The sequence below is a fragment of the Oceaniferula flava genome (genome assembly GCF_016811075.1).
Classification (GTDB): domain Bacteria; phylum Verrucomicrobiota; class Verrucomicrobiia; order Verrucomicrobiales; family Akkermansiaceae; genus Oceaniferula; species Oceaniferula flava.
Map to the genome: position 1 here is coordinate 74,334 of NZ_JAFBGL010000006.1, position 13,267 is coordinate 87,600.

A 13,267-nucleotide genomic window follows, 5' to 3' on the forward strand; every position below is an offset into this window, starting at 1 on the left:
TCCTATGTGTCGGCCCAATCAACGGATACTGAGGATGCCACAGGGAAAACGTTTCGAGCGACGTCATTCAATCAATGGCAAGGAGTGGAGCTCTTTGCCAAAAGTAAGAGTTCCTACTTGCCTCTAAAGCCAGCCAAGAGCTCCTATACACGCAGTTTTCGGTATGTAGGGAATACAATCGTGCTTTATAAAGAGGGGCTGTCTGATGAGGGTAAGGAAATTTTCCTAGAGGCAATGAAGGTGGTGGTTCCTCCATCGGTGATTGAGCCATTACTGATTCTCGCGTGGGATGGAACCCGCAAGAAGGGGGTCGCTAAAGTGATTGAATTCTCCCCCAGCAAGTTCCGTTACGGCAGCTACCAAATTGTCAACTTCAGCCAGTTACCGCTGGGTGGACATATCGGGTCCAAGTCGAATAAGGTGGTTTGTTTGCCAGGTAAGGAATATATTACCTCATTCAATTTTGAGGAAGGTAAAGCCGTCGCTATCGTTTTTTATGTCCGTGAAAATAACGAGCTGAAAAAGGTGTTTGGCTCAATCACCACGCATCGGAATAGAAAAAGAGCGGTGTATTTGATGTATCCTGAACACAACAAACTGAATAAAACTGTTTTTAAGAGTTCCGTGATTGTCGATGTTGCACGCGCGAGTGATTCTTGAAGGTTTAGAGCTGCACTCGGCTGGGGAGGTTGAGTTAGGGGGCACATGCAGAGAATGGCCCTCTAAATGGAGTCGCACACAGAGGAGGCTGTGATGACGGTGCTGCTAGGTTTGATCTCACCACGGTGGATGGCGTAGGGAGACCCTGTCATAATAAGCCTAGTGCTAGAGAGCATCTGCGTAGCCAAACTGCTGCGTTTTTACTAAAGTTGAACCATGTTCAACTGGGATTCATTCACTCGGCGTGCTCCAGTTCTCCTCGGCATCGGTCTACTGACCGCCTGCACGGTGGGCGAGGATTATGAACAGCCCGATGTGAATCATCCCGACCGCTGGAGCGAGCTGGAAACCAGTGGCCTGAAAAATGGTCAGTTAGATCGCAGCGCACTCAATGCGTGGTGGAAGAGCTTTGGCGATCGCAAACTCAACGACCTGGTGAACCGGGCGGTGAGTGGCAATCTGAGCCTGAAAGCGGCCGCTTCCCGTCTCCTTGAGGCGCGCTCGCAGAGAGTGGTCGCTGGCAGTGCTAGGTTCCCAACCATCAATTTAGGCGGCGACATGATCCGCACCGAATTCAGTCAAACATCGAGAACGCCCTACCCCACAGGAACTGTCTACGAGGGTGGTTTTGATGCCGGCTGGGAGCTGGATTTGTTTGGAGGAATCCGACGCCAGGTTCAGGCCGCGAAGGCCAACGAGCAGGCGAAGATGGAAAGCTATGGCGATGTGCGGGTGACCTTGCTGGCGGAAGTGGCGGTGAACTACGTGGAAATCCGCGCGTATCAGGCGCGGTTAACGGTCGCGGAGGCCAACCGTGACGCCCAGGCAAAGACGCTGGAACTGGTTGAGGCGAACGTCCAAGGCGGCGAGGCATCACCGCTCGATCTCACCCAGGCGCGCTCGAATTTGGAAATGACACGCTCGCAGATCCCGGCGATCGAGACTGCGCTGGCACGCACCCGGCACCGGTTGGAGGTTTTGTTAGGTCAGGCACCGGGGACTTTAAAAGCGGAGTTAAACACGCGCCGGAAGATCCCGGTGGCACCTGCGGACATTGCCGTGGGCATCCCAGCAGAGGTGCTGCGGCGCCGACCCGATGTCCGCCGAGCCGAACGTGAACTCGCCTCCCAATCCGCCAAGGTGGGGGTCGCTGTGGCCGAGCTCTATCCGAAGCTGACTCTGGTCGGAACTGTGGGATTGGAGTCACTCGATTCCGGCGATTTTCTCAAGTCTGCCAGCCACGTCTTTAACGTCGGCCCGTCGGTGAAATGGAACATCTTCAGCGCCGGCCGCGTGCGGCAGAACATCGCCATTCAAAATGCCCGCCAAAAACAGGCGCTGATTGCCTATGAGGGAACGATTTTAAACGCACTGAAAGAAGTCGAGGACGCGCTGGTTTCCTATGGCAAGGAGATGGTGCGCCGTGAGTCGCTGCGCAAAGCGGAGGCATCCACCCGCGAGTCGGTGAAGATGGCCGAGGAACTCTATCGTGGTGGCGAGACAAGTTTTCTAACTGTCCTGGACGCCCAGCGGTCGTTGTACACGGTCCAGGACCAACTCACTCAAAGTAATGCCCGGATCAGCACGAATATCATCATGCTTTACAAGGCACTTGGCGGCGGGTGGCAGTAGAAAGGCATCATCATGAAAATAAAACAATGCACGGCACCTCGTGGGTCGGTCACCCGCAAGCTGCCTCTCATTCTTATCCTGCTCGCACTGGTTGCGGGCGGAATCTGGTATCTGACCCGTGAGCCTGAGTCGGAGCTGCCGGCGGGTATCGTCAGCGGCAATGGCAGGATCGAGGCCGATCAGGTGGATATTTCCACCAAGTATCCTGGTCGGGTCTCGGAAATCCTGGTGGACGAGGGCGAGCTGGTCAAACCGGGCCAGGTTCTGGCACGCATGGACGATGCGGAGATCAAAACTCAACTGGCACGGGCGAAGGCCCAGCTGGCCAGCGCCAAGGAGTCGATCAAGGAGGCCGAGGCACTGATTGCTCAGAAAAAAAGCAGCCTCACACTCGCCGAGCAGGAGCTGCAGCGTGCGCTGCCGTTGGTTGAAAAAGGTGTCATGTCCCAACGTGTCGGCGAGCAACGCAAGGCGCTGCTCGATTCAGCCAAAGCTGCGCTGGCCGCTGCCATGGCACACCTCGAAACCGCCAAAAGCACGACGCTAGCTGCCGAAGCGACGGTGAACCAGATCCAGGTCCAGCTGGATGAGTGTGTCTTGAAATCGACCACCCAAGGACGCGTCCTTTACCGACTCGCCGAGACCGGTGAAGTGCTCGGCGCCGGCGGCAAGATACTGACCTTGTTAGACCTGAGCGAGATTCACATGGAGGTGTTTTTGCCGTCGGCGGATTCGGGAAAAATCGCCATCGGTTCGGAAGCCCGCATCACCCTGGACGCAGCCTCCTCGGAGTATGCCATCCCCGCGGTGGTGAGTTTTGTTTCGCCCGAGGCCCAGTTCACCCCGAAGCAGGTGGAGACCTTGAACGAACGCCAAAAGCTGATGTTCCGCGTCCACATCCGCATCCCCCAGGAGCTGGTGCTGCGGCATATCGACAAGGTGAAAACCGGAGTGCGCGGCATGGGCTACATCAGACTGGACGACAGCGTCGCCTGGCCAGAGGCACTCGAAAAACGTTATCCGGGTGACCAGCCCAAGTAGTTGCCATGCCAGCTCCTCCCACAGCGGCGGCGAGCCTTTCCAAGGTCACGCACCAGTATGGAAAAAACCAGGCGCTCAGTGAGGTCAGCCTGGACATTCCGCGCGGCTGCATGGCGGGTGCCATCGGGCCGGACGGCGTGGGAAAATCCACCATGCTGGGATTGATCTCCGGCGTGCGGGTGGTGCAGCAGGGTGAGGTGCATGTGTTAGGCGGCGACATCGCCCATAGCCGCCACCGCAATGATGTCTGCCCACGCATCGCCTACATGCCCCAGGGGCTGGGGAAAAACCTGTATGCGGAACTCAGCGTGACGCAGAACCTCGACTTTTTTGCCCGGCTATTTGGGCAGGCGTCCAGCGAGCGCCGCCAACGCATCGCCACACTGCTGAAGGCCACCGGGCTCGACCCCTTTCCAGACCGCCCCGCAGGGAATCTCTCGGGCGGAATGAAACAAAAGCTAGGCCTCTGCTGCGCCCTGATCCACGACCCGGATTTGCTGATCCTCGACGAGCCGACCACGGGTGTCGACCCACTCTCACGGCGGCAGTTCTGGGATCTGATCAACTCGATCCGTAGTGAGCGACCTGAGATGAGCGTGCTGGTATCGACCGCTTACATGGACGAGGCGGAACAGTTTGATTGGCTCGCCGCCATGGACGACGGGAAAATTCTAGCCACCGGGTCACCCGCGGAACTGAAGCAGCAAACGCAGACCGATAACCTCGAGGACGCCTTTGTCGCGCTGCTGCCGGAGGGGAAAAAAGGTGGCGGTCACCAGCTCAGCATTCCGCCGTTCAGCGAGACCGAGAGCGAGCCTGTGATTGTGGCCAAGGGGCTGACCCGACGCTTTGGCAAGTTCACCGCGGTCGACAAGGTGAGTTTCTCCATCCGCCGGGGTGAGATCTTTGGTTTTCTCGGTTCTAACGGCTGCGGCAAAACCACCACGATGAAAATGCTGACCGGCCTGCTCCCGAGCACCGAGGGTGAGGCCGAGCTCTTTGGCGAACCGGCGGACGCCCACCATTTGCAGACGCGCAAACGGGTCGGTTACATGTCGCAGGCATTCTCGCTCTATTCGGAGCTGACCGTGCGGCAGAACCTGGTGCTGCACGCCCGTCTGTTTGATTTGGATCTGAAACGTGCCACGCCGCGTATTGAAGAGTTGTTAGGAAAGTTTGATTTGGAGGAAAGCGCCGACCGTTTGTCGGGAAAACTTCCCCTCGGCGTGCGGCAACGGCTCTCCCTGGCGGTGGCGATCATCCACGAGCCGGAGATGCTCATCCTTGATGAACCGACGTCCGGCGTGGATCCTGTGGCGCGTGATGTGTTTTGGAAACTGCTCATCGATTTGGCGCGGAAGGACAAGGTGACGATCTTTATCTCGACGCATTTCATGAACGAAGCGATGCGCTGCGATCGCATCTCGCTGATGCACGCGGGGAAAGTGCTCGCGTGCGATAGCCCGGCCGAGCTGGTGGCAGCGCGTCAGGCGGACCGACTCGAAGACGCGTTCATTTCCTACATCGAAGAAGCCCACAGCGACACGGCCGCCGACTCCGCCACAGCCGCCGCCGTCGAAACCGACACCGCAAGACCGAATTTCGACGAGCGACTCCATCTGGATATTCCGTCGCCCGAACTGCGCCTGTTCAGCCCCGCGCGCTTGTTGGCATTCAGTCACAGGGAGGCGCTGGAAGTCCTTCGTGATCCGGTCCGCCTGATCTTCGCCTTTGTCGGCTCGGTGGTGCTGATGTTGCTCTTTGGTTACGGCATGAACACGGATGTGGAAGACATTCGCTACGCGGTGCTGGACCAGGACCAGACACCGGAGAGCAGGCGCTACCTGCAGAACCTTTCCAGCTCGCCCTACTTTCTGGAACAAACACCGATCACCAACGCCGCTGAGCTGAGTGAGAGGATGCGGGCCAATGACATCACGGTGGCGTATGAAATCCCACCGCACTTCGGCAAGGACCTCAAGCGGGGTCGGCAGCCTGCCATTTCCGCCTGGATCGACGGCTCGGCTCCGTTTCGCGGTGAGACCATCGAAGGTTATGTGAAGGGCAACCACCTGATCTACCTCCAAGATCTATCACGCCGGACACTCGGCGAAGTGCCGGCCTACCTGCCCGCCACCATCGAGCCCCGCTACCGCTACAACCCGAGCTTCGAAAGCATCAACGCCCTCGTGCCCTCGATTCCCGCCGTGCTGCTGATCCTGATCCCGGCGATCCTGATGGCCTTGAGTGTGGTGCGGGAAAAAGAACTCGGAACGATCACCAATTTCTACGTCACCCCGAGTCGAAAAATCGAATTCATCCTCGGCAAGCAACTGCCGTATATCGCCATCGGGATGATCAATTTTTCCCTGCTCACCTTGCTGACGGTTTATATTTTCAAGGTGCCGGTGAAGGGAGATCTCTTTGCTCTAACACTCGGGGCGCTGCTCTACATCATGGGAACCACCGGCTTGGGCTTATTGATTTCCACCTTCACCTCCAGCCAGGTCGCCGCCGTATTTGGCACCGCGATTCTGGCGATCCTGCCGACCGTGCAGTTCTCCGGCATGCTGCAGCCGGTATCGACCCTGGAAGGCGCGGCCAAGGGGATCGGCACGCTTTGGCCGACCACCTATTACATGCACACAAGCGTGGGTGCCTTCACCAAGGGCCTGACATTCAACGAGCTCAGTGGCGACCTGATCAAGCTCGCCCTGTTCATCCCCGTCTTCACATTCTTCACCTTCCTCGCGCTGAAAAAGCAAGAACGCTAGCTGCCCATGAACCGTATCAAGAACATCTTCTGGCTCGGCATCAAGGAGCTGCGCAGCCTGTCCCAGGACAAGCTGGTGATCGTACTGCTCATCTGGGCGCTGACCTTCAGCGTCTACACCATGGCCAGGGGCACCTCGACGGAGGTGCACAATGCCTCCATCGCTTTTGTCGACGAAGACCGCTCGGATCTTTCTAACAAAATGATCAACAGCTTCTATCCGCCGAGCTTTTTCAAACCGGAAATCATCGAAGCCTCGGAGATGGACGACGCGATGGACGCGGGGCGTTATATTTTCATCGTCAATATCCCGCCGGATTTCGAAGCCGACGTGCGCGATGGTCGCCAGCCGACCTTGCAGCTGAACATCGATGCCACCGCCGTCATCCAGGCCGGTGTGGGTGCGAGTTACGTGCAAAACATCCTCTCTAACGAGATCAACCGCTACGCCAGCGGCACCGATCAAAAAAGCAGCTACCCGGCCAACATCGTCACCCACACCGCATTTAACCCGAACCGGACCACGGCCTGGTTTGCCGCTATCGTGGCACTCATCGATCAGGTGACCATGCTGACCGTGATTCTGACCGGCGCGGCACTCATCCGGGAGCGTGAGCACGGCACCCTGGAGCACTTGCTGGTGATGCCGCTCACCGCCTTTGATATTGCGATGTCGAAGGTGTGGGCGAACAGTCTGGTTTTGCTTATTGGCGTGGTGCTGTCGCTGCATTTCATCGTGGTGAAACTGCTTGAGGTCCCGATTGCGGGGTCGGTTTACCTTTTCCTAACAGGCACGGTGCTCTACCTCTTTTTTGCCACCGCACTGGGGATTTTTCTGGGCACGGTGGCGCGGTCGATGGCGCAGTTCGCGCTGCTGTTCATCGTGGTGATTCTCGTCGTCCACCTGTTGTCCGGGGGCATGACCCCGATCGAGAGCCAGCCTGAGTGGCTGAGGAAACTGACCTGGTTTCTGCCCTCGCGCCACTTCATTTCCGGGTCGCAAGCGATCCTTTTCCGTGGCGCGGACTTCAAAACCGTCTGGCCCCAGTTTGCCGTGGTCGCCGGCCAAGGCTGGATCTTTTTCCTGATCAGCCTGCAGCTCTTCCGTCGGTCGATTGCCTCGAGCCGTTAGCCATCATTGGGAAGCTTTTCTCAGCTCGCGCAGGCGAATGACCTCGGCGACAGCTTTGTAGCAGTGGATCAGGCCGTGGCCGGTTTGGTAATCGACTCCCTTCGGGCCGACATCGGTGGCGGTGCGGGTGATGATTTTTTTCAGATCCCAGGGCAGCAGGTCGGGGTCGGCGGAGAGCATCAGAGCGATGGTGCCGCAGAACATCGGGCCGGCGAAGGAGTTGCCATTGAGCCGACCTTCGATGACTTTGCCATCCGGCATCAGCAGGGGCACGCCGTGGTTGAATGCGCACACTTCCGGTTTTTGCACCCGCCCTTCGCGGTAGTGCTCGGTCTTCCATTCCACCGGTCCTTGGCTGGAAAATAGGGTGCGTGAGAGGTCTTTCTGCACTCCCGCCGCGGCAAAGACGGCCTCCGGAATGTCCTCGGGCGTGCGCATCTGCACGGGGACTTTGGTGCTCATGGCGAAGTTCCCTGCACCGGAGACAAAGAACAGTCCGCAGAATGATCCGTGCTCCATCAGCTTGCGCCAGTGGCTGCGGGTCTCACCCAGATGCGGGATGGAGAAGCTCATGCTGTAGGTGTCCGCGCCTTGCTCGATGGCCCATTCCACAGCCGACTCGATGTCCGCGCTGGTGATCACGCCCGCCCATCGCGCCATCGGGGCGATGCCGAACTGCGGCATGCCGGTCTCCGTTTCCACGCCGCAGATGATGTGCGCGCAGCTGGTGCCGTGCAGGTTTTTCCGGTCGGTGGCGTCGCCCTTGAGTTTGCGTGTTGTTAGGTTCGGTGAGCGGGTGTTGAAGTTGTAGCCATGGTAGTCGTCAATCAGGCCGTTGCCATCGTCATCCTTGCCATTGTTAGGGGTCTCCTTGGCATTGGTGTAGACGGATCGGGCCAGCGAGGGAGTCATGATGAAATTGCTATCGTGCACGATGTTCAGCGTGCCCTCGCCAGTGACGCCTAGCTCTTTCCAGACTTTGTCGGCATGCAGTTTTGAGATGTACCATGGCAGGTTCTTGCTGCTGGTTTGGCTGGGTCTGTTAGGCGATTTGACAAGCGGCGCAGGAGCTTGCGCCTGGACGCTGCGCAACGAGCGCCGACCGGCAAAGATCTTCTTTACTCCCTTCACCTTGGCAAGCTGCTCAATGCCCTCGGCATTGGCCGTGCAGCTGAAGCCGTTGATGATCCAGTGCGGGGTGACATCCTTGATGGCGCCACTCTCTTGCAGAGCAGTGAGGTCATTCTTCGCTTCACTGTGGGACTTGGCGCTGAGAGTCTTAAGCGATTGCACCACGCGACTGCGCAGCTCACGTCGGCCGCTGTTAGCAAACTCCTTGGCGCGGCGCTGGTAGGCTTTTCCATCACCGAGGAACTGCTGATCGAACCAGACCACGATCCTGACAGGCCGGTCGGTCACCTTCTTCAGCTCGGGCGCGATCCAGACGGATTCGCCCTTCAGTGCCTCACCGGCGATCAGTGGGGGCTTGGCGGAGGTCTGCGCGTGGGCGGTCAGGCCGCAGAAGGTGGCTAGGCAGCATGCGGCCATCCATTTCCCGTAGTTCGGAACGATATTCATATGACACTCAAGCTAACGAGATCTCCCCTGATGGCAAGGTCGCGGAACATTGCCAGGGGTCAGGATTCTACCTGTTGGTGATGGCGTGTCTGGGACTAACAAGACGATCCGACCGCTCTAGGACAATTTATTTGGATATATGGGGTATTTTCTGGAAACGTTTGGGCTCTCGCGGTCATAGTCATGTATTGAGTCGCCTATGAAATCTTCCCCCGACGCATCGCATGACCCAGCGCAGGTTTTCATGAGTGAAATCACGGAAATCCAGTCGGGGCTGCGGGCATTCATCGGCTATCTGATGAGTGGCACCAGCGATGTGTCAGACGTCGCGCAGGAGGTTAATTTGCTGCTTTGGCAAAAACGCGACCAGTATGAAGCGGGCACCAATTTTCGTGCTTGGGCGTTCACCATCGCGCGCTATGCGGTGCTGGGTCACCTGCGGAAAAAGCGGCGTGGGAATGTGGAGTTTTTCTCGCCGGAGCTGCTCGAGCAGTTGGCGGACGAGTGGCAGGAAGATGAATGTGAGTACGAAGAGCAGCTGACGGCGCTCGAGTCCTGCCTGGACCAATTGCCGGATGAGGACCTGGATCTCGTGCAAGCTCGCTACAACAGCCACGGAGGAGTCGAGCGCTTTGCCCAACGCATGGGCCTCAGCGCTGGCAGCCTCCGCTTGCGCCTGTTTCGGCTGCGTGCGGCCCTGAAGCGCTGCGTGGAGCAGAACATGGGAGAGGAGGGGAGCATCGTATGAAAAAACGCGACCTTGAACAGCTGATCCAGAACATGGTGGACGGAGAGGCCACAGCGGATGAAGTCGCCCGGCTGGAAGCCGAGCTCAAGGGGAGTGCCGCCTCACGTGAGTTCTATCGCCGATCCATGAGGGTGGAGCTGCTGCTGCACGAGGCGCTGCAATGCCAGGTCCTGCCCGCCACTCCGGAGTTGCGGGAGCGATTGGAGCTACCGTCCCTGCGTGCCGGGGACAAGTCACGCAGCCGTCGCCAGCTGATGCTGCACTCTGCCATGGCTGCTGCGGCTTTGTTGCTTTTGTCATTTGTCGCCATGCACTGGTTTTCGCGTGCTGGGAAAGAGGCGGGTGTTCCGGTGACATTCAGCCCCGGCACGTCGTGGTCGGGGTCGATGGAGCAGGCGAGCCGGATGAAGTTTGGCGACTCCTTGACCATCGAGTTCGGCGTCGCACGCATCGAGCTCCCGGGGGTGTTGGCGATCATTGAAGGTCCGGCAGAAATCAATCTCACCGGGCCGGGGCTGCTGGAGTTGCGTGAGGGCAAGGGCTGGTTCCGAGTCAGTGAGGCAGGGCAGGGGTTCCGGGTGCTCACGCCATCGGTGGAAGTGGTCGATCATGGAACGGAGTTCGGCTTGGTCGCCGACCCGAATGATGCCGATGAGGTGCATGTTTTCGATGGTCGCGTCCATTGCTCGGCGCGTTTTGCCTTGAAGGAGGGGCAGGACCTGCGTGAAGGGGCGGCTCTGAGAGTTTCACCGGTCGGTCGCTGGATTGATACGGAGCTGAGCGAGCAACGGTTTCTCACCAGCCTGCCGTCGGACTTACCCGGCATCCACTTTTCCTTCGATGGACCCCAGCCGATGACGCCGGAGGGCTCCTACCCGGCGGTAGAGAACATGCAGGCCGCCACGCGCGGTGGCGGCGGTGGAACCTTCACCCGTGGAGTGCGTGGTAAGGCGCTTTCCGTCCAAGATCCGGAGGATGCGGTCCGCACCGATTGGCCGGGGATTGGTGGGGCGAAACCGAGAACCATCGCATGTTGGATCCGCCCGGACGCAGCCCACGGCGTCCAATTGGCCGGTATTGTTTCCTGGGGGACGCCGAGCACTCGGCCATCGGGCCGCTGTCAGATCATGACCTCCAAATCACGGAAGACCGGGCAGCGGGTGCTGCGCTTCTCGCTGGGCCATAACCTGCACTTTTCTGGAGCCACCGAACTTGCGGCAGGGGAATGGCATCACGTCGCCGCCGTTTTCCGAGGCACCGAGACGACCCACGGCGAGATGATTGAGCTCTATATCGATGGCAAACGCGAGCAGGTAGACCGCGAACTGAGCAATTTGCCGAGGGACGATCAAGCTATCCGCACCGTCATCAAACACCCGAACTCACAGCCGCTGCAGATTGGCTGCGGTGCGTATGACAATGCCTCGCCGGCTCCCTTCTACGGGGAAATTGACGAGGTCTGGATTCTGCCCAGAGCGCTCACTGCGGCTGAGATCAAGGGGCTGATGGCAGTGGATCAATAAACCGAAACCTTAGGCGGCGGCAGCAGCCGAAATAGTGTCATTTCCAAGTATTTCCCATCAATTTGGTAACATCTCATCAGAATTAACATTATACTGTGTAGAGACGATTGTGATCCCCTGCGACTACTTCTCCCAACCGACCCATCTCGATCATATGAAGCAACCCACTGACCGCACCACGACAGCTCGCTTCCCGGCCGAAGCAAGAAAGACGACTGTGGGCGCTGGGAGCCCGCTGAGGGCAATCATCCCCCTGATCACAGCCATGGCCACAAGCTGCCTGACCCCTAGTGCGAGCGCCGTGGAAGATTCCGAGAAGGCACTGCGTGAATCCGATGCTCTGCGCCAGGTCACCAAGCTGGCTCGCGCCGGCGCGCTGGATTACGAGAAACACATCGCCCCCATCGTCGATAAATACTGCACCGACTGCCATAATCCGGTGGACGACGAAGGTAGCATCGATCTCGAAGCCCTGCTGACCACCAAGGAGGCGTCGAAATACCCGGACCTCTGGGAAATGGTCGGCAAGACCGCGCGCATGGACGTCATGCCGCCACCCAAGCGCAAAACCCGACCTGACATCCGCGAGCGCGCCTTGTTAATGGGCTGGGCAATGCAGATTGGCCACCTCTGGGACCAGGGGATCATGGGCACCGATCCGGGGCGCACCACCCTGCACCGCCTGAACCGGAATGAATACAATTACACCATCCGCGATCTTTTCGGGTTGAAAATCCGGCCGGCCGACAATTTTCCGGAGGACAGCGCCGGCGAGGGTGGCTTCGATAACGATGCCGACGCCCTTTTCCTGCCCGCCCTGCTGATGGAGAACTACTTCGAGGCCGCGGTGAAGGTTTCTAACATGGTGCTGGGGAACCACGCGCGCCGCCAGGCTTTCCTGATCGGTGCCAGCAGCAATGTGGCAGGAGCGCGCAGGGTGTTTGCCCACTGGGCACCGCAGATTTACCGCCGCCCCGTGGCCGACGATGAGATTGAGCGCCTGGTCTCGGTCTATCAGAAGGCCCGGAAAAATGGCAAGAACCACGTCGTCGCCATCCGTGACCCGCTGATCATGATGCTGGTTTCTCCCAGCTTTTTGTATCGCTCCGAGCTACCGATCGCCGGCGGTGGGAAAACGGTGGGGCTCACCGAGTTCGAGCTCGCCAACCGACTGTCGTATTTCCTCTGGGCCTCGATGCCCGATCAGGAGCTGTTCAAGCTCGCCAACGAGAAAAAGCTCTCCGACCCCAAGGTCCTCGAGCAGCAAGTCATGCGCATGCTGCAGGATGAAAAAGCCAGCACCCTCGCGATGCATCTCGGCGGCCAATGGCTCGGCTGGGAGCAGCTGCGCGGCAGTGCCAATCCGGACGTGAAAAAGTTCCCGATGTTCAACTTCGCCCTGCGCGTAGACATGTATCGTGAGTCGTCGAACTTCTTCGAGCACCTGCTGCGTGAGGATGGCAGTGTGTATGATCTTCTCGATTCCGACTACAGCTTCCTCAACGATCGCCTTGCCAGACTCTACGGCATCAAAGGCGTAACCGGCAGCCATTTCCGCAAGGTGAAACTGAATAACCCGGACCGTGGCGGCGTGCTCGGTATGGGCAGTGTGTTGGTGGCTTCATCGATGCCGCTGCGCACCAGTCCGTCGCTTCGCGGGGCCTATGTGTTGGAAAGTTTGTTAGGCGATAAACCACCGTCACCGCCGATGGATGTCGAGCAGCTGCCGGCCGGTGACTCCAAGCTCAAGACGCTGACATTCCGCGAAACGCTCGACCAGCACCGCGATAGCCCGGACTGCCGCGCCTGCCACGCACTGATCGATCCCCTCGGTTTCGGACTGGAGAACTTCGATGCCATCGGTCGCTGGCGGACGATGCAAAACGGAGCCAAGATCGACACCTCCGGCGTCACCCCGGAGGGCGATTCCTTTTCCGGCCCGGCCGAGCTGAAAAAACTCCTGCTCAAGCGCAAGGACGAGTTCACCCGCCACGCGGTGGAGAAGTTTCTCTCCTACGCCCTCGGCCGCGAGCTGACTCCCTACGATCGACCTGTCACCCGCGAGATCGCCAACAAGGTGATGGAGGAAAATGGCAGCATGCACACGCTGATCATGTCCGTCGTCACCAGTCATCCTTTCCTGAATCGCCAAAACCCTAAGAAGTAAACCACCCATCGCA

The 13,267-nt window shown here is 58.8% G+C and carries 9 protein-coding genes; 8 read left to right on the forward strand and 1 reads right to left on the reverse strand.

Annotated features, from left to right (window positions below):
* Positions 1 to 180: 180 nt before the first annotated feature.
* The 5 genes from JO972_RS10120 (at position 181) to JO972_RS10140 (ending at position 7,238) form a co-directional block, all read left to right on the forward strand.
* Complete coding sequence (locus JO972_RS10120) at positions 181 to 660, forward strand: hypothetical protein (RefSeq protein WP_309489925.1); 480 nt, start codon at positions 181 to 183, stop codon at positions 658 to 660.
* Between the two features lie 216 nt (positions 661 to 876).
* Positions 877 to 2,292 (forward strand): efflux transporter outer membrane subunit, encoded by a 1,416-nt coding sequence (locus tag JO972_RS10125; protein ID WP_309489926.1) that lies wholly within the window; start codon positions 877 to 879, stop codon positions 2,290 to 2,292.
* 12 nt (positions 2,293 to 2,304) lie between these two features.
* The gene (locus JO972_RS10130; RefSeq protein ID WP_309489927.1) at positions 2,305 to 3,333 is read left to right on the forward strand and encodes an HlyD family secretion protein; all 1,029 of its coding nucleotides are present in this window, start codon (positions 2,305 to 2,307) and stop codon (positions 3,331 to 3,333) included.
* 5 nt (positions 3,334 to 3,338) lie between these two features.
* The gene (gene rbbA, locus JO972_RS10135; RefSeq protein ID WP_309489928.1) at positions 3,339 to 6,107 is read left to right on the forward strand and encodes a ribosome-associated ATPase/putative transporter RbbA; all 2,769 of its coding nucleotides are present in this window, start codon (positions 3,339 to 3,341) and stop codon (positions 6,105 to 6,107) included.
* 6 nt (positions 6,108 to 6,113) lie between these two features.
* Positions 6,114 to 7,238, forward strand: a complete 1,125-nt coding sequence (locus JO972_RS10140) for an ABC transporter permease (RefSeq protein WP_309489929.1) — start codon at positions 6,114 to 6,116, stop codon at positions 7,236 to 7,238.
* Between the two features lie 3 nt (positions 7,239 to 7,241).
* On the opposite strand, the gene JO972_RS10145 is transcribed toward JO972_RS10140, so the two are convergent.
* Positions 7,242 to 8,816, reverse strand: coding sequence for a S8 family peptidase (locus JO972_RS10145; protein WP_309489930.1), 1,575 nt, complete (start codon positions 8,814 to 8,816; stop codon positions 7,242 to 7,244).
* Positions 8,817 to 9,060: 244 nt separating this feature from the next.
* On the opposite strand from JO972_RS10145, the gene JO972_RS10150 reads away from it, so the two are divergent.
* The 3 genes from JO972_RS10150 (at position 9,061) to JO972_RS10160 (ending at position 13,254) form a co-directional block, all read left to right on the forward strand.
* On the forward strand, positions 9,061 to 9,564 hold the full coding sequence (locus JO972_RS10150; protein ID WP_309489931.1) for a sigma-70 family RNA polymerase sigma factor: 504 nt from the start codon (positions 9,061 to 9,063) through the stop codon (positions 9,562 to 9,564).
* Positions 9,561 to 11,087 carry a LamG-like jellyroll fold domain-containing protein gene (locus JO972_RS10155; protein WP_309489932.1) on the forward strand — a complete coding sequence of 509 codons (1,527 nt, stop codon included), beginning with the start codon at positions 9,561 to 9,563 and terminating at the stop codon, positions 11,085 to 11,087. Before JO972_RS10150 ends, JO972_RS10155 begins: the two co-directional genes overlap by 4 nt.
* A 154-nt stretch (positions 11,088 to 11,241) precedes the next feature.
* The gene (locus JO972_RS10160) at positions 11,242 to 13,254 is read left to right on the forward strand and encodes a DUF1592 domain-containing protein (RefSeq protein ID WP_309489933.1); all 2,013 of its coding nucleotides are present in this window, start codon (positions 11,242 to 11,244) and stop codon (positions 13,252 to 13,254) included.
* Positions 13,255 to 13,267: the final 13 nt, after the last annotated feature.

Excerpts from the sequence above, each read along its gene's own strand:
- JO972_RS10125 (WP_309489926.1), top strand. The coding sequence starts at position 877 with ATGTTCAACTGGGATTCATTCACTCGGCGTGCTCCAGTTCTCCTCGGC.
- JO972_RS10130 (WP_309489927.1), top strand. The coding sequence starts at position 2,305 with ATGAAAATAAAACAATGCACGGCACCTCGTGGGTCGGTCACCCGCAAG.
- rbbA (WP_309489928.1), top strand. The coding sequence starts at position 3,339 with ATGCCAGCTCCTCCCACAGCGGCGGCGAGCCTTTCCAAGGTCACGCAC.
- JO972_RS10140 (WP_309489929.1), top strand. The coding sequence starts at position 6,114 with ATGAACCGTATCAAGAACATCTTCTGGCTCGGCATCAAGGAGCTGCGC.
- JO972_RS10145 (WP_309489930.1), bottom strand. The coding sequence starts at position 8,816 with ATGAATATCGTTCCGAACTACGGGAAATGGATGGCCGCATGCTGCCTA.
- JO972_RS10150 (WP_309489931.1), top strand. The coding sequence starts at position 9,061 with ATGAGTGAAATCACGGAAATCCAGTCGGGGCTGCGGGCATTCATCGGC.
- JO972_RS10155 (WP_309489932.1), top strand. The coding sequence starts at position 9,561 with ATGAAAAAACGCGACCTTGAACAGCTGATCCAGAACATGGTGGACGGA.
- JO972_RS10160 (WP_309489933.1), top strand. The coding sequence starts at position 11,242 with ATGAAGCAACCCACTGACCGCACCACGACAGCTCGCTTCCCGGCCGAA.